Below are 15977 nucleotides of genomic sequence, written 5' to 3' on the forward strand. Positions count from 1 at the left end.
ATGCGCTTATAGTGAGCTGGTAAAGGTACGTGTAATGACGTCGCGCTGCTGTTCAGGCGTCAGTGAGTTAAAACGTACCGCATAACCGGAGACGCGAATGGTCAGCTGTGGGTATTTCTCTGGGTGCTTTGCTGCATCTTCCAGCGTTTCACGCTTCAATACGTTGACGTTAAGATGCTGGCCGCCTTCGTTGACCGCTTGTGTCTCGATATTCACCTCGCGGTAATCGAATTCACCCAAAGAAGATAGGGCAACTTCCTGATCCGCTTCAAAGCCTTGTTTAGCACAAACACAACGCGCTTGATCGGTGTCTTTATCAATCAACCAAATAGAATTAACGAGTTCATCATTGGCCGCTGAGGTTACTTGAATACCAGTGATCATGGCCTATCCCCTTTTATGATAGTGACTTTTATGATGTAAGATTTCATCATTTAGAGTGCCTATATATACCCTTTAAAGAGTGGGGTTTTATTGACCTAAATCAAGTTTATCTCATAATTAACATTATGATATTTATCTTATATCAATCTTTTTTGAACTACAGTGAGGACTGTAGCACGGCCGCTTCCGCACTGCGAGTCTTACGGGTAATTTTTGATTTGTAATGTAGTAATTAAATTACAAATGAAAGTGGCGTGTGCGCAAACAAGTGTGTGCAAAAAAGAGGCAAATTTGCACCACTTGTGCTCATTGTGTGACTTAGGCTGATCAGCTTATAGGCTAACACCATGAATTTGTTGCTTTTATAAAGTTGGCATTAAAATTTCATTGCTAATGATGAATCCACAATGATGAGGAATGCCCCATGATTAAGCCAACCATGACGCGTGCGAGCTTACCGACCCCTAACCGCGCGGTACAAGGCCGCTGTCAGCGTCATTACCACTCACACACCGAACGAACAAAAGATCGTTGCACACACTGATTTTGCCATGCTGCCTCGTTAGAATAGCGCCAATATAATCAAAAGGAGCAACCATGACTCAGGCGCAAACGTGGCAGCAAGTATTGGCTGATGAGAAACAACAAGCGTATTTCCGAGAAACCCTTGCCTATGTTGAACAAGCACGTGCCAAGGGGGTGACGGTTTTTCCTCCGAAGGAAGATGTGTTTAATGCCTTTCGTTACACCGAGTTGGGCGAGGTGAAAGTCGTGATTCTGGGTCAAGATCCTTATCACGGGCCGAACCAAGCGCACGGGCTGTGCTTTTCTGTGCGACCGGGTGTGAAAACACCACCGTCATTGGTCAATATCTACAAGGAGCTTGCCACCGATATTGAAGGCTTTACGCCACCTTCTCACGGTTACTTGAAAAGCTGGGCGGAACAAGGTGTGTTGTTGCTTAATACTGTGCTCACCGTTGAGCAAGGAAAAGCGCACTCACACGCCAAACTGGGTTGGGAAACCTTTACTGATCGTGTCATCGATGCGGTAAACCAGCAGTGCCAAGGCGTGGTGTTCTTATTATGGGGCGCGCACGCCCAGAAAAAAGGTAAAGCGATCGATCGTCAGCGCCACCATGTGCTCACCGCGCCTCACCCGTCACCGCTGTCTGCGCATCGTGGCTTTTTTGGTTGTCAGCACTTTTCACAAACCAATGCGTTGCTTCAGGCGCAAGGGAAGACGCCCATTGATTGGCAGCCTTATCTCGAGGCGGAGTAGGCGCAGTCGCTGAGGAGCGATGAAAAAAAGGTGCTCGGTGAGCACCTTTTAGCAATCCTATGTTGAGGGTGAGTTAATCGAGGTCCAGTTGAGAGAAATCGCCAAAAATATCGATTTCTTCCAATTCTTTTTTTAGCCGCTGTTTGTCTTTCAGCGCTTCAATTTCTCTCCATTTACGTTTGACTGGTTTCGCGCGTCCGTTGCGTTGTGGCTTGTCTTGCTCGAACAGATCGTTAAAGGCAATGTTTTCCATAGTCACCTCTTTTTCACCTTGCGGTCAGATTTTAAATACCACAGCTACCCCTAACGTAAAATTGAAGTATTTCTCATTTGTGGCAGTCCGATGAAGTTTTTATGAGACCGCAATCACTGATTTTTAAAATGAGTGACTGTTGCCCCAGCCGTGATGGGTTTGAATTGACCTAGAAGGTGGTTCACGCGAAGATTGCGCCGCATTGATCATTATCCTTACTTAATCACGACGAGGGACAGTCCATTGAGCCTACTCACTTTTATTAATGATCTGATTTGGGGGTCGGTGCTCATTTATGTGCTCATCGGTGGCGGGATCTTTTTTACCTTAAAATTAGGCGGCATTCAGTTTCGTCACTTTTCTCATATGTTTTCTGTCATGCGTCATAGCCGACGCCGTGAGGGGAGCAGCATTTCCTCTTTCCAGGCCTTGTGTACCGGGCTCGCCGCGCGTGTAGGGACGGGCAACATGGCCGGGGTGGCGGTCGCTCTGTCATTAGGTGGCCCGGGGGCAATCTTTTGGATGTGGCTGATGGCATTTCTCGGCATGGCCACGGCCTTTGCAGAGAGTACGCTGGCGCAAGTGTATAAGGTACGGGATCCGGACGGCTATTTTCGCGGTGGTCCTGCCTATTACATGGAACATGGCCTAGGAATGCGTTGGATGGGGGTACTCTTCTCCCTATTACTGATTTTGGCATTTGGGCTAGTGTTTAATTCGGTTCAAGCCAACTCTATCTCACAAGCGGCACAAGTGGCATTTTCATGGCCACCGGCCTATGTCGGCGCGGGGTTGGTGCTGGTTAGCGGGTTAATCATTTATGGTGGATTACGTCAGATAGCGCGCACGGCAGAAGTGATTGTGCCCGTGATGGCGCTGTTATACTTGTCCTTGTCTTTGTATGTGGTGTTAACCCATCTTGATAAAGTGCCAGCGGTATTTTCTTTGATCATAGAAAGTGCATTCGGTCTCCACGAAGCGGCATCAGGCGCTTTGGGCTACACCTTGGCACAAGGCATGATTCAGGGGATTAAACGCGGATTATTCTCTAACGAAGCAGGCATGGGCTCCGCGCCTAATGCGGCGGCTTCAGCGACGCCTTATCCTCCTCATCCTGTTTCTCAGGGTTACGTGCAAATGCTTGGCGTGTTTGTGGATACCTTGGTGATCTGCACTGCTACCGTGGCGATTATTCTGCTATCAGGTGAGTACATTCCCGGCGGCGAAATCACGGGGGTTGAGTTGACTCAGCGGGCGTTAAGCGCACAAGTTGGGGAATGGGGCGAACAGTTTGTGGCGGTCGCCATTTTCTTTTTCGCTTTTACCTCGATCATTGCCAATTATTCGTATGCAGAAACCAATCTGTTGTTTATCAATCATCGGTGTCGTCCGGCATTGCCGTACTTCCGTGCCTTAGTCTTGGGTATGGTCATGTTTGGGGCGCTGGCGGAACTGCCGCTGGTTTGGACTCTCGCGGATGCGTCTATGGGAATGATGGCGCTGGTAAACATGATTGCGATTTTTTTACTTTCGGGCATCGTCAAGCGGCTGGCAAAGGACTATCACACTCAGCGCTCATTGGGGCGGGTACCTGTGTTCGACAGTCGCCGCTTTCCCGAGCTGCACAGTCAGCTTGACGATAAGGCGTGGCCGCTCCCCAAACGTTAGTCACTGATACGCATGATGTGTGGTGGCGGGCGGTGGTTTTTTTATGCGGGAATGATAGGCTTAGCAAAAGATAAATAACAAAAGGGCGAGCAACATGCTGATAGTGGTTTCTCCTGCAAAAACCTTGGATTATGAAACGCCATTGCCGACAGACCGTTATACTCAACCTCAGCTTACTGAACACTCAGAGGCGTTGATTAAGGTTTGCCGTCAGCTTACACCGGCAGACATTGCCTCGCTTATGAAAGTCAGTGATAAAATCGCCAGTCTTAATGCTGTGCGTTTTTCTGAATGGTCTCCTTCTTTTACCCCAGATAATGCACGACCTGCGGCGCTTGCATTTAAAGGGGATGTGTACACAGGGTTAGATGCCAATTCGATGTCCGAGCAAGATTTTGATTGGGCACAAGATCATTTTCGTATGTTATCAGGCTTGTATGGGCTATTGCGGCCGCTCGATCTGATGCAACCGTACCGGTTGGAAATGGGGACCAAGTTGTCGACACCACGAGGCGACAACTTATATCAGTTCTGGGGCGATATCATCACAGAGGCACTGAATGATGATTTGGCGGCACAGGGCAGTGAGCTATTAGTCAACCTTGCCTCCAATGAATACTTTAAAGCGGTCAACAAGAAGGTGCTTAAAGGCGACATCATCACCCCAGTGTTTAAAGATTATAAAAACGGTCAATATAAGGTGATTAGCTTCTATGCCAAAAAAGCCCGTGGCATGATGGCGCGGTATTTGATTGATAAGCGCGCGAGCTCAGTGGCGGACATTAAAGCGTTTAATGTGGCAGGCTATTACTTTAGTGAAGCCGACTCGAAAGGCAATGAGCTGGTATTTCTGCGCGACGAGCAATAAGCGGCGCCAGTGATAAAACGCGAACAATTCGAAAAAGCCCCAACAGGGGCTTTTTTCATTTCTGGCTCGAATCAGTGCAATATCCGCGCGCGGATGGTGCCTTCGATCGCTTTAAGCTTTTTCAGTGCCTTGTAGGCATGATCACTGTCTTCAACATCAATCACCACATAACCAATTTGCGACGATGTTTGTAAGTACTGTGCGGCGATGTTGACACCTTCGTCGGCAAAGGTGGTGTTGATTTTGGTCAGCACCCCAGGTCGGTTGGCGTGTATATGCAGTAAGCGCGAGCGACCTTGATGTTCTGGCAGTGACACTTCAGGGAAGTTGACGCACGACAGCGTCGAGCCATTGTCAGAATACTTCACCAGCTTACCGGCTACTTCCAGGCCGATGTTTTCCTGTGCTTCTTGGGTTGAGCCACCAATGTGTGGTGTGAGTAACGCATTATCAAACGCTTGTAGCGGAGAGCTAAATGCGTCTTTATTGGTTTTTGGCTCAACGGGGAAAACATCGATTGCCGCCCCAGCCAAATGCTTGCTTTCTAGCGCGCCGCATAAAGCATCGATATCGACCACCGTACCGCGTGAGGCATTAATAAAGATCGCCCCTGGTTTCATGCGGGCAAAGGCCTCAGCATCAATCATGTTCTGCGTGCTTGGCGTCTCGGGGACATGAAGCGAGACAATATCACTGCGATTAAGCAGCTCTGTGAGCGAGTTAACTTGGATGGCGTTCCCTAACGAGAGCTTGTTATCAACATCGTAGTAATACACTCGCATCCCCAAGTTTTCTGCCAAGATACTTAGCTGGGTGCCGATGTGGCCATAGCCAATAATGCCGAGCACCTTACCGCGAGCCTCAAAGGAGCGATCAGCGGATTTTTGCCATTCACCGCGATGCGCTTTGGCATTTTTTTCGGGGATCCCGCGTAGGAGCAGTAGGATCTCACCTAAAACCAGCTCTGCGACACTGCGGGTGTTGGAGAAAGGTGCGTTAAAAACGGGGATCCCGCGCTTGGCTGCCGCATCAAGGTCTACTTGATTGGTGCCGATACAAAAACAGCCAACCGCGACCAACTTTTTCGCTTTTGCAAAGACGGCTTCCGTTAACTGGGTGCGAGAGCGTAGTCCCACAAAGTGTGCATCTTGGATAGCTTCTTCGAGATCCTCACCGGTGAGTGAGCCTTTATGGTACTCGATGTTGGTGTATCCGGCCTGCTTGAAGGCTTCAACAGCAGTGGGATGGACGCCTTCGAGTAATAGGATTTTGATTTTATTCTTGTCCAGTGAATAGTGTGACATGCGGGCTGTTCTCTTCCTTAGAAACAATAATGGTAGCAATGTTGCGCCTGAGTGCCGGGGCGCATCGTACCTTATTCCCGCGCACGATGGCGACGAGGAGATGCGGTTGATTGACCTGGTCATTAGGTTGATCTTTTACGTCAAAAGACCGCTGGGCATGCGATGTGCCGGTATCAGAACAGTGACCAAGATAACAAAAATTCACATAAGGGGTAAGAATTATCCGTTCTAGGCCATAAAAAAAGCACCTTAAAAAAGGTGCTTTTAACTTATTGATTACACTTAACGCAAACGTTTGGCTTTTCTGGTTACTCACCACCGCGTATAAGCCTCTGATTTGCGGTATTATGCACTCAGTTTGCTACTTTTTTCACACCGGTGTCGGTACCGGTTAACACAATATCTGCGCCGCGATTGGCAAACAGTCCAACGGTGACGACGCCAGGAATGGCATTGATGGCATCTTCTAATCCTTTGGGATCTTGGATTTTCATATTGTGTACGTCGAGAATCACGTTGCCATTGTCCGTGATCACCCCTTGACGGTAACACGGGTCGCCCCCTAGTTTGAGTAATTCACGCGCGACATAAGAGCGTGCCATGGGGATCACTTCAACGGGAAGTGGAAACTTACCCAGTACATCCACATGTTTAGTGTCGTCGATAATACACACAAACTTATCTGCGATCGCCGCGACGATTTTCTCACGCGTCAAGGCAGCACCACCGCCTTTAATCATATGATGACGCGCGTTAATTTCATCCGCACCATCCACATAGATGTCTAAGCTTGCCACTTCATTGGCATCGAGTACCTCAATGCCCAACGCTTTTAGTCGCTCGGTGGAGGCTTCTGAACTTGAGACCGCGCCTTTGATGTGCTCTTTAATGGGCGCAAGGGCATCAATAAAGTAATTAACGGTAGAACCGGTTCCCACGCCGATAATACTGCCCGGCTTGACATATTCCACCGCGGCTTCGCCCGTGGCTTTTTTCTTTTCGTCTTGGGTCATGATAACTCCTGAATCTAGGGGAATGGGCGTGATTATAGCGAAGCCAATAGATGGCGTCAGGGTTTAGGTCGCGAAATACGCGTCGGCCACTGCCAATGTTGGCTGGGGGTCAAAATATGTGGCAAAGGCACATCCCACTGTTCGGTGGGTAACGCTGGCCATTGCTGGCAGTCATGCGCGAGCCCAACCGCGACCGCATCAGGCGCACATAAGCCGAGCGTGCGATCGTAGTACCCCCCTCCCATGCCCAAGCGTTGTCCTTTCGCGTCAAACGCCACCAGCGGCGTCGCAATCACGTCCAGCTTTGCAGTTGGGATTAACGCATTGATATTGAGTGTCGGCTCGGCAATACCATAACCATTAACCCGCATTGGGGTGGTCGGGGTGTAGTGAAGAAACAGTAAGTGACCACGGCTAAAGGGATGAATGACGGGCAAGTAGACATTTTTGTTCGCTTTCCAGCACGCCTCAATGACAGGTGTTGTATCTAGCTCGCCATCAAATGAGAGATACAGGGCGATGTCCGTGGCTTGCTCAACATCAGCAAGCGCCGTAAATCGTTTGGCAACCGCGTCTGCGGCGAACGTTTGTTGCTCTGGAGAAAGCTGACGACGTGCTTCGCGAATAGCGTGTCGTATTTGTTGTCTAGGCTGCATAACTGTCCTTGATGCTAGCCGAAGGGTAGAGAAGAGGACCCCGGGGTGCCGTTGGGATCGATGGCCCTTGAACCCGCTGGTTCAAGGCGGGTGGGTAGTATAAGCCGTAGGCTTCTCGGTGCATGCCGAGCTTGCTCAGTAGCCTATAACAACGCACCCTTAGTTTTGCTTATCGGCTCAGGGACGTAGATCCGCTGACAAACACCCCAGGGAATTGGGTTATTCTTGCGATCCTTGCGCTGCCATTGCTTTGTCTAGTTGTGACGTCATCAGGGCGGTCCGTTGCGTGACCTGATCTTGCAATGTCTCTAACGACTGTTTGGCATCATTTAATTCGTGGCAAACATTGAGAGCGGCAATGGCAATTAGCTGCTCTGTATTGCTTACTTTAGTGCGCTCAGCCAGCCGATGCAACCGTTGATCGAACTCGCTTGCTGCATCTTTAAGCGCTTGCTCTTGCCCGGGTGGGCAATTGACGCGAACAAGACGATCTAGAATTTTGATTTCAACCGGTTGTGTGCTCATAGTCCCACGCTGGCTCCTCATCCGGCCCGATTTGTCGAGGGCCCAGTACACAATAATATGGCGCTATTCTAGCAATTATTCTGGTGAATACACTACATCGAAAATCATCTCTGCTACTTATGCAGGGAATTTGACCAAGACACGACAGCGACATCGCGTCTCGGTAAAGCGGTACCTAGGGCGTAGCGCTAGAGGCGTCGTGAGGTTTGCTCCTTTTCACGACCAAGCGCGCACATTTTTAGACACAAATGTGAGGCGGCTCGCTTGCGACAGTGGCTTCTCGCGGCCAGGGTTGATCCTTGTCATCGTGAGGGCGTCATCTGCACTTATACACTGTCTTGCGTCATCAGTCATGCGTGGTGGGGCATCATACCGTTTTTTATCGCGGTGATTCAGCCTGATGGTGTGAAATGCTAGACTGTGCTTCTTATTTTGATGGCACAGCAAGGGGCAAGATTGTGACTGATACCCGTTTACCCGCTTATGCGACAACAGCAGACACACTGAGGGCTGACAGTTTGGCGGTGACGCCTGCAGAGATGCACGGTTTAATCGCAGGCATGCTCAGTGGTGGACTAGAGCTGGAAGATGGTAGCTGGTTAACCATGCTTTATGATTACACCCACCAAGGGATGGGGTGGCCAACAGAGTCTAAGACGCTTGCCTTGCAAAGCTATCATCAGCTAAAAGCGCAGCTTACCGGCAGTGATCTTGATTTAGATATTTATGTCCCTGACGACGAGCAGTCGGGTGTCGTTGCCCGTGCCGAAGCGCTGGTGGAGTGGATTAACGCGTTTTTAGCGGGGGTGGGACTGATCGGAACCAAAGGGCGTACCTTATCTAAGGATGTGACAGAAGCATTGGGCGATCTCAAAGATGTTGCGCAGCTTGGTGTCGATGAAGATGGCGACATGCAAGAGCAAGCCGAATTACTTGAGCAGGTTGTCGAGCATGTACGCGTATGCAGCATGGTGGTGCACGCAGAACTTGGGGCGCGTCCGGACCGTGACGATACGCCTAAAACATTGCATTAATCTCAATGACGCGTTCAGATTGAGGCGTTAAGTGACTCAGGGTGAGGTAAAAGTGGGATGAAAGCCTATGACATAGTGATCGCAGGCGGCGCAATGGCCGGTGCGACTGCCGCATTGGCCTTAGACACATTGAGTGGCGGCACACTGCGTATTGCCGTGGTCGAGGCAATGGTGCCCGATCACCGCGAACACCCGGGTTACGATGCACGCAGTATCGCATTAGCACAAGGCAGCTGTGCAGCCTTTGCGAGCTTGGGACTGTGGGACTCACTCGCCCCTTTTGGCACGCCGATTCAGCACATTCATGTGTCTGATCGTGGCCACGCCGGACAAACCCATATTGACGCACAGTCGCAGGGAGTGCCTTATCTTGGCCAAGTTATCGAACTAGCGGATGCCGGTGCGGTGCTTCACCAAAAGTTACAACACCGCGAGGCGATCGATGTGTTTTGCCCAGATGCCGTGATGGCGATTGAGCGAACGCCGGCGGCGGTAACGGTGAGATTAAAACAGGGGGAGTCACTGACCGCTTCGTTACTTATTGCGGCTGATGGTGGGCGCTCGTCTTGTTGCGCGCAGTTGAAAATGCCACGCATGCAACACAATTTTGGCCAAGTGGCGGTGATTGCCAATGTCTCGACCGCACTTCCTCATCAAGGACACGCCTTTGAGCGCTTCACGCAAACAGGCCCTGTGGCGCTGTTACCCATGTCGCAAGGACGGTGTTCGTTAGTGTGGTGTGTCACCGCAGAGCAAGCTGATGCGCTGATGCAAATCAGCGATGACGCCTTTCTTCAGCGCCTGCAGCAGGTGTTTGGCTGGCGTTTGGGCAAATTGCTGCATGTTGGAGAGCGCCATGCGTATCCATTGACGCTTAACCAAGTGGTTCGTCCGGTCAGTCATCGTGTGGCCGTGGTGGGGAATGCGGCACAAAGCCTACATCCTATTGCCGGACAAGGCTTTAACCTTGGTTTGCGAGATGTGATGACGTTAGCGCACACGCTGACGGAGGCGGTAAGGCGTGGCGATGATATCGGTGCAATGCCAACATTAATGGCGTACGCCAAACAACGAACACCAGACCGAGATGCCACAGTGGCATTGACATCAGGGTTGGTTCACCTCTTTTCCAATGATAGTCCGCTTCTGGCGGGGGCACGTAATGCCGGGTTAGGGCTGATGTCAGCATTAGAGAGTATGAAGCAACCGCTTGTGCAACGCACCATAGGATGGGTAGAACCGAGATGAAAATGATCAATGCCGACGTGGCCATTGTCGGTGGCGGCATGGTGGGGCTGACACTCGCCGCCTCCCTTGCCGACACGGATTTACGGGTGGTGGTGATAGAAGGTAAAGCGCCTGAAACGACCTTAAACGACATACCAGAGAACCGCGTCTCGGCGTTGAGCCGAGCGAGTGAGAACATACTGCGCACCCTGGATGTATGGCCGGGCATCGCCTCACGTCGCGCGGCCAGTTACCAGCAGATGCGGGTGTGGGAGAAAGACAGTTTTGCCGATATTCACTTTGATGCGCAGGCGTTTGGCCAGCAAAACCTCGGCCATATTGTTGAAAACCGTGTGATTCAGTTGGCTTTGCTCGATAAAGTACAAAAGCAGGACAATGTGACTGTGTTGATGCCGGAGCAATGCCAATCCATGCTACAAGGAGAGAGCGAAACTTGGTTACAGCTCGCATCTGGGGGCGGTGTGACGGCGAAACTGGTCGTGGGGGCCGATGGGGCGCGCTCTTGGGTGCGTGAGCAAGCACATTTTCCCTTGGTACAGCGCGACTATGGCCATCATGCGGTGGTGGCGACGGTGCGCACGGTGGAGCCGCACCGGGGCGTTGCGCGTCAAGTGTTTACGCCGGACGGGCCGCTTGCATTCTTACCGCTTTCCGACTCGCATCTGTGCTCGATTGTTTGGTCTATCCCCCCAGAACAAGCGACGGATTATGTCGCGATGGAATCAGCGTCTTTTAACCGCGCCCTAACCGCTGCGTTTGATGCGCAACTTGGCCTTTGTGAGGTGGTAGGGCCGCGCGCCAGCTACCCGCTTACCATGCGTTATGCTCAACACTTTGCGGCGGAGCGCCTGGCTTTAGTCGGTGATGCGGCGCACACCATCCACCCTTTGGCTGGGCAAGGGGTGAATTTAGGTATGCTCGACGCGGCCGCCTTGGCGCAAACATTGGCCTCACTCGCCGACAAAGGGAAAGACATCGGGCATTATGCCGGTTTGCGCCAGTATGAACGTTGGCGCAAAGCGGAAGCGGCGCAGATGATTGCAGCGATGCAAGGCTTTCGAAGTTTATTTGCGGGCGATAATCCGGTCAAAAAGCTCGTCCGTGGCGTGGGCATGCGCGCCGTCAATCATTTGCCTGGCGCCAAGCAGCCATTTATGGCGCGTGCGCTAGGCCTTGTGGGGACGTTACCCGAGCTGGCTAAGCCGTGTGAGCGAGGCGCGACTTTTTGGTGATTGCGTGATGGCTGAATTGGCGAAAAATAGAGAATATGCTAAATACCACAAAGACCCTCGCCGAGCAGGCAACGGTTGAATGGTGAGTATGATGTTGAATTTACCGACTGACGGTGCGAGTTGTCATTGGGTGTAACAAGGAACAAGACTATGAGTGATATCCCATCTGAATTAAAATTTACCGCGACACATGAGTGGGTTCGCCCTGAAGGGGAAGGCCTATTTACCATTGGCATTTCTGACCACGCCCAGGCGCTGTTAGGGGACATGGTGTTTATCGATTTGCCTGATGAAGATGACACCTTTGATGCGGGTGACGATTGTGCGGTCGCAGAGTCGGTAAAGGCGGCGTCAGATATCTATGCGCCCATCTCTGGTCAGGTCGTGGCCGTCAATGAAGAGTTAGATAGTGCCCCTGAACTGGTTAACAGCGATCCCTACGGTGATGGTTGGTTGTTCCAGATTCAAGCGACAGATGAGTCTGAAATCGATAGCCTGCTTGATGCGCAAAGCTATGAAGAAACGTTAGGCGATCAAGACGCAGACTAAAACGGTCAGGGGGTAGCACCTGTGCTATCCGTGTCTTTTTGCTCCCGATAACAAACAGGGGCCCGTCCAACGGGCCCCTGTTTGTATTGTGCGGCCAAGTCAGTAAGTGGTCCGCAACGAGCCAGATTGTTCTGGTTCTCGCAGCCCTTCTTGATACACATCTCGAATCAAACCGTTAACTTCCTTCACGGTTTGGTAGTGACAGATAGTGGCGTGATCGGGGGCGCTTAACCAACCATTATTAAAATCAAACCGACCGCGTCCGGCGATATATAGGCGCCCTGAGAATAAGCGTGTGACATGTTTGGCGACAAGCTTGGGTGAGTAGCGATTAAAAACGCGCATAACCTCTTCTTACTCATGTTGGTGGTCGTCACCCGGTAGGGGTGTGAAAACGGCACCGATTGTGAAGTGGGTTTATGTCGCCGTGATGACAATGCCTAAAAAAACATTCACTTTATCCTTACCATAAATCCGCCTGGTTGAAGGCATCGACGCAGCACGGTTTGGAGCCTAATGCCGGCAAGTCACTGTCAGTAAGCGACTGGGCCAGCCAACCGTGTGGGTAGCTTAATGTATGTGGTGGCACGATCTCGGTAGGGTCGGCAGCGCGAAACCCTAGCTGGGTGTAGAAAGCAGGATCCCCGTAGGTCATCACCGCCTGATAACCCAAAGTGCGTAGCTGTTGCAGCCCGGCGTTGATTAATGCTTTTCCATGCCCTTGGCGCTGATAATCCGGGTGGATAGCCATCGGAGAGAGCAGCGCTATCTTATCGGTATGCGGGTAGGTCAGCCGTGAGAAAAAGACAGCGCCCACTAAGCTCTCACCCTCAAGGTATCCCCAGCCATGACAGTCTTCACGGGGCGTTTCACCGAGCAGCTTATCCACCAGTTGTCGGATGACTTCACCGGTGTCGGCCCCCTCACTATGCGTGAACGTTTCACTGACCCGTTGCGCCACGTAATCGGGATTAAGGGTCGATAGAGAGACGATGTTCATTAGGTTTCCTTTTGCGAGTGAGACAGGGTTGATGACGTTTTTAGGGAAGCCACGCGCTTGTCGACAATGGTGGTGATCTGATCAATGAGCCACTGCATTTTGGGGTGACCGCTCGCTTGATGTCGCCATGCCAAGCCAATATCAAACCCTGGCACATCAATAGGGGGAGGGCTGAATGCCAGATGGTTAGCATCGTTAAAGGTATCTAATCGCGCCATAAGCTCTGGGACGGTACAAAGCAGCTGTCGCCCTTTGAGCAGTTGCCTCACCGTGAGAAACCGCTGCGATCCCATCACCACTTGTCGATGATAGCCGAGTGCTGCCAAACGCGCATCTATCGGGCTGGAGAGCTGGCCATATGTGCTAACCAGTGCATGTGGTGTAGCGACAAAATCGGCGAGGGTGATGGGTGTGCCGAGCCCGGTGCTGTGTGGATCAAATAAGCACACATGCTGCTCATGGTATAATACCTGACTATCAAGAATCTCGGTGTTGTCGGGGATCACGCCGATCACCGCGTCGACATCATCGTTTTTAATCGCGTCCAGACAGTGGCGACGGTCAACCGGGCGCAAGCTAAGTTGTGCTAAAGGAAGTTGCTGGTTGAGGGTGTCGAACAGTGCAGGGGCGAAGATAAGCTCAGCGTAGTCGGTGAGCCCAAGGCGGATCTGACCATCAAACAGGACAGGCTCAAAAGCGGGCGGGGTCAGCACGTCCGTGGCGAGGGTGTCGAGTAGCGCCTCAATTTTAGGGGCGATATCCAGTGCGCGAGCAGTGGGTACCATTTGGTGTCCACGCCGCTCAAAAAGGGGATCGTCAAGCATGGTACGCAGACGTGCCAAACTATGGCTCATGGCTGACTGACCCAGTGATAGGCGCTGTGCAGCCCCAGTCACGCTGCGTGTTTCCATTAAAGTGACAAAGGTCACCAACAAGTTGAGATCGTATTTCCGCCAGTGTTTTTGTGCCATCCGTTGGGTCATTCCTTCATTTGATGTGCCCGATTACGACATATTTCGGCACGCAGCGGCTGGCAAAGTGCGAGAAGATCCTTCACGCTCACCCATAATCCGGCATGGGGATCACCGCTGCTAATAGTGACAGTTTCATAGTCCCAGATCTGCTCATCAAAGACCAAGGCCAGATCCGGAGAGAGCCCTAGTGGCGCGACAGTACCGCGTGCGTAGCCGGTAGTGCTTTGCACTTGTTGGGCACTGGCAAGTGTCATCCGTCGCCAGCCGAGTCGTTGGCGCACTTTGGGTGGGCTGACTTGCTGATCGCCTGGGACACAAGCCACTGCATAGCGCCCTCCCATATCACGCAACACCATGGTTTTGAGCATTTGAGAAGGATCAATACCACGTTGTTTCGCGGTTTCCTCAATCGATTGTGTCGCGCGTGACTGCCACAGTATTTGGTAGCGAATATGGGCGCTATCGAGCGCGGCAGTCACCGGGGTTTGCCAATTAGGATCCGCGTACACGGCTCAATCATCGTCCTCAAGTGAATAAGGAAGTGGCTCACGCTGCCATGCGTACGAAGGAGACTCAGCAAGGCGGAAAGCGGTGTCGTCGTCCAAGTTGTTTGGCAGCACGGCTAACACGCTCGCATTGCCATTCACATCGCGATAACCAGCGATCACTGTCCCGCCTGCGCGCCAATTATCACCCACCGCACGTTCGATTTTGTCGCCTGCAACAGGTGTGTGCTCGGCGTGGCCGCTGAGCGTGTACATGGCGCGCTTATTCATGCCTCGATACTTGGCTCGTGCCACGGTTTCTTGTCCGGTATAACAGCCTTTGGTGAAACTGATCGCGTCCAGCGCCTGAAGATTTAGCGATTGCGGGATAAATTCACCGCTGGTCGCTTGCTCGATGCGGGGTAATGCCGCGTCAATATCCCACTTGTCCCAATACTCATGGGTGAGCAATGCGGCTGAGTATTGATGGGTAAGCTCTGTGGCTTTGGCCGCGTCAACCACCAGCAACCAGCGATGTGGTTCAATGTATACAGCGGTGCCTTGTTGCCCTTGGCGAACGTCACCGTGCGCGCCAAAGTGATCAGCCACTACCTTGTCTGCCTGTGTACCAATGACACCGAGCAACACGGCATCGACCTTTTCAAACGCAATCTTGGAAAAAATGGCGTACTTTTTTACTTCTTGAAGCTGGGTGGCTTCAATCGACGCCGGTTGCACCATGGCGAGCCCGTCTTGGTAATGGAAAAAACGCAGTACTGACCAAACTTTACCTTTTGGATCGCAATGGGCGGCGAGGGTCGATTTATCTTCTGCGAGGTTCGCAATATCGCAAGTGAGCTGGCCTTGTAAGTAGCTTTTCGTATCATTGCCGCTCACTTTAGTGATTGCCCAGTTATCAAGGGCAACCATCGCCAGTTCAGGTTGTGGATCACTGGGGTGTGTATCCGCAGGCTCAAAGGCTACGGTTTGATACCATTCACTCATAACACTCACGCTCTCTGTTGAGAAAACATAGACTCTGCCCCGTATACTAATAGGGAGCATAAAGCTTGTCAGCCTTTGTCTTGTCGGGCGATTGCTGTATAAACCGAATTAACGCTAGAGAGCTCTCAGATTCGTGGTTTGTTGCTCAGCAAAAGTAGTCGCCCGATAACGGCATTGATAGTATGCGAGTACTGACATCATCGATAGAGGTAAACAATGGTTAATACCGAGGATAAAGCGCGGGTTCGTTGGGCATGTCGTCGCGGCATGTTGGAACTGGATGTGTTGGTTATGCCGTATTTTGAAGCCTGCTACGACACGCTTAATGAAAAAGAAAAACAGGATTTTGTCGCATTTTTGGAAAGCGCGGATCCTGACTTGTTTGCCTGGCTGATGGGGCATGGTAAACCTGACGACCCGAAGATGAAATCTGTTGTCGATAAGGTCGTCGCTTATAACCGCAGTAAGTTACGTACATAGTCACCTACATTGCCCGCG

The 15977-nt window shown here is 51.5% G+C and carries 19 protein-coding genes and 1 other RNA gene; 8 read left to right on the forward strand and 12 right to left on the reverse strand.

The window, feature by feature from the left end; genetic code table 11:
- Window positions 1-6: 6 nt before the first annotated feature.
- Complete coding sequence (gene grcA, locus BZG72_RS07950; protein WP_046074059.1) at window positions 7-384, reverse strand: autonomous glycyl radical cofactor GrcA; 378 nt, start codon at window positions 382-384, stop codon at window positions 7-9.
- A gap of 597 nt (window positions 385-981) precedes the next feature.
- Between grcA and ung the strand changes: the two genes are divergently transcribed.
- Complete coding sequence (gene ung / locus BZG72_RS07955) at window positions 982-1665, forward strand: uracil-DNA glycosylase (protein ID WP_046074060.1); 684 nt, start codon at window positions 982-984, stop codon at window positions 1663-1665.
- A 73-nt stretch (window positions 1666-1738) separates the two neighbouring features.
- Here the strand turns inward: ung and BZG72_RS07960 are convergent, their stop codons facing one another.
- Window positions 1739-1918 carry a DUF3545 family protein gene (locus BZG72_RS07960; RefSeq protein WP_046074061.1) on the reverse strand — a complete coding sequence of 60 codons (180 nt, stop codon included), beginning with the start codon at window positions 1916-1918 and terminating at the stop codon, window positions 1739-1741.
- A gap of 243 nt (window positions 1919-2161) precedes the next feature.
- On the opposite strand from BZG72_RS07960, the gene BZG72_RS07965 reads away from it, so the two are divergent.
- Both BZG72_RS07965 and yaaA read left to right on the forward strand, forming a co-directional pair.
- Window positions 2162-3586 (forward strand): alanine/glycine:cation symporter family protein, encoded by a 1425-nt coding sequence (locus BZG72_RS07965; RefSeq protein WP_077578952.1) that lies wholly within the window; start codon window positions 2162-2164, stop codon window positions 3584-3586.
- A gap of 94 nt (window positions 3587-3680) precedes the next feature.
- Entirely contained in the window at window positions 3681-4454 is a 774-nt protein-coding gene (gene yaaA / locus BZG72_RS07970; RefSeq protein ID WP_077666510.1) for a peroxide stress protein YaaA, read from the forward strand.
- Window positions 4455-4525: 71 nt separating this feature from the next.
- Here the strand turns inward: yaaA and serA are convergent, their stop codons facing one another.
- The 5 genes from serA to zapA form a co-directional block, all read right to left on the reverse strand.
- Complete coding sequence (gene serA / locus BZG72_RS07975; protein ID WP_046074064.1) at window positions 4526-5758, reverse strand: phosphoglycerate dehydrogenase; 1233 nt, start codon at window positions 5756-5758, stop codon at window positions 4526-4528.
- 353 nt (window positions 5759-6111) lie between these two features.
- On the reverse strand, window positions 6112-6771 hold the full coding sequence (gene rpiA / locus BZG72_RS07985; RefSeq protein WP_077666511.1) for a ribose-5-phosphate isomerase RpiA: 660 nt from the start codon (window positions 6769-6771) through the stop codon (window positions 6112-6114).
- 56 nt (window positions 6772-6827) lie between these two features.
- On the reverse strand, window positions 6828-7427 hold the full coding sequence (locus BZG72_RS07990) for a 5-formyltetrahydrofolate cyclo-ligase (protein ID WP_046074067.1): 600 nt from the start codon (window positions 7425-7427) through the stop codon (window positions 6828-6830).
- A gap of 33 nt (window positions 7428-7460) precedes the next feature.
- Window positions 7461-7643, reverse strand: a non-coding RNA gene (gene ssrS, locus BZG72_RS07995) — 6S RNA.
- A gap of 3 nt (window positions 7644-7646) precedes the next feature.
- On the reverse strand, window positions 7647-7952 hold the full coding sequence (zapA, locus tag BZG72_RS08000; protein ID WP_046074068.1) for a cell division protein ZapA: 306 nt from the start codon (window positions 7950-7952) through the stop codon (window positions 7647-7649).
- 458 nt (window positions 7953-8410) lie between these two features.
- Here zapA and BZG72_RS08005 point away from each other — a divergent pair, with 458 nt between their 5' ends.
- The 4 genes from BZG72_RS08005 (at window position 8411) to gcvH (ending at window position 12015) form a co-directional block, all read left to right on the forward strand.
- The gene (locus tag BZG72_RS08005) at window positions 8411-8986 is read left to right on the forward strand and encodes a UPF0149 family protein (protein WP_046074213.1); all 576 of its coding nucleotides are present in this window, start codon (window positions 8411-8413) and stop codon (window positions 8984-8986) included.
- Between the two features lie 57 nt (window positions 8987-9043).
- Window positions 9044-10234 (forward strand): 2-octaprenyl-6-methoxyphenyl hydroxylase, encoded by a 1191-nt coding sequence (gene ubiH, locus BZG72_RS08010; RefSeq protein WP_046074069.1) that lies wholly within the window; start codon window positions 9044-9046, stop codon window positions 10232-10234.
- Entirely contained in the window at window positions 10231-11466 is a 1236-nt protein-coding gene (locus tag BZG72_RS08015; protein ID WP_077606135.1) for an FAD-dependent 2-octaprenylphenol hydroxylase, read from the forward strand. Before ubiH ends, BZG72_RS08015 begins: the two co-directional genes overlap by 4 nt.
- A 159-nt stretch (window positions 11467-11625) precedes the next feature.
- A complete protein-coding gene (gcvH, locus tag BZG72_RS08020; RefSeq protein ID WP_321166657.1) occupies window positions 11626-12015 on the forward strand; it encodes a glycine cleavage system protein GcvH in 390 nt (129 codons plus the stop codon).
- 99 nt (window positions 12016-12114) lie between these two features.
- On the opposite strand, the gene BZG72_RS08025 is transcribed toward gcvH, so the two are convergent.
- The 5 genes from BZG72_RS08025 to ygfZ all read right to left on the reverse strand — a co-directional run bounded on the left by BZG72_RS08025 (window position 12115) and on the right by ygfZ (window position 15479).
- A complete protein-coding gene (locus tag BZG72_RS08025; RefSeq protein ID WP_077606136.1) occupies window positions 12115-12360 on the reverse strand; it encodes a DUF1107 domain-containing protein in 246 nt (81 codons plus the stop codon).
- Window positions 12361-12478: 118 nt separating this feature from the next.
- On the reverse strand, window positions 12479-13015 hold the full coding sequence (locus BZG72_RS08030; RefSeq protein ID WP_077666512.1) for a GNAT family N-acetyltransferase: 537 nt from the start codon (window positions 13013-13015) through the stop codon (window positions 12479-12481).
- Window positions 13015-13986, reverse strand: coding sequence for a LysR family transcriptional regulator (locus BZG72_RS08035; protein WP_046074074.1), 972 nt, complete (start codon window positions 13984-13986; stop codon window positions 13015-13017). Before BZG72_RS08035 ends, BZG72_RS08030 begins: the two co-directional genes overlap by 1 nt.
- Before the next feature lie 8 nt (window positions 13987-13994).
- The gene (locus BZG72_RS08040) at window positions 13995-14498 is read right to left on the reverse strand and encodes an aminoacyl-tRNA deacylase (protein ID WP_077666513.1); all 504 of its coding nucleotides are present in this window, start codon (window positions 14496-14498) and stop codon (window positions 13995-13997) included.
- A 3-nt stretch (window positions 14499-14501) separates the two neighbouring features.
- On the reverse strand, window positions 14502-15479 hold the full coding sequence (gene ygfZ / locus BZG72_RS08045; protein ID WP_077666514.1) for a tRNA-modifying protein YgfZ: 978 nt from the start codon (window positions 15477-15479) through the stop codon (window positions 14502-14504).
- Between the two features lie 216 nt (window positions 15480-15695).
- Between ygfZ and BZG72_RS08050 the strand changes: the two genes are divergently transcribed.
- On the forward strand, window positions 15696-15959 hold the full coding sequence (locus BZG72_RS08050; protein WP_046074077.1) for an FAD assembly factor SdhE: 264 nt from the start codon (window positions 15696-15698) through the stop codon (window positions 15957-15959).
- The last annotated feature ends 18 nt before the right edge of the window (window positions 15960-15977 follow it).

Source organism: Salinivibrio sp. PR6 (assembly GCF_001995955.1).
GTDB lineage: Bacteria > Pseudomonadota > Gammaproteobacteria > Enterobacterales > Vibrionaceae > Salinivibrio > Salinivibrio siamensis.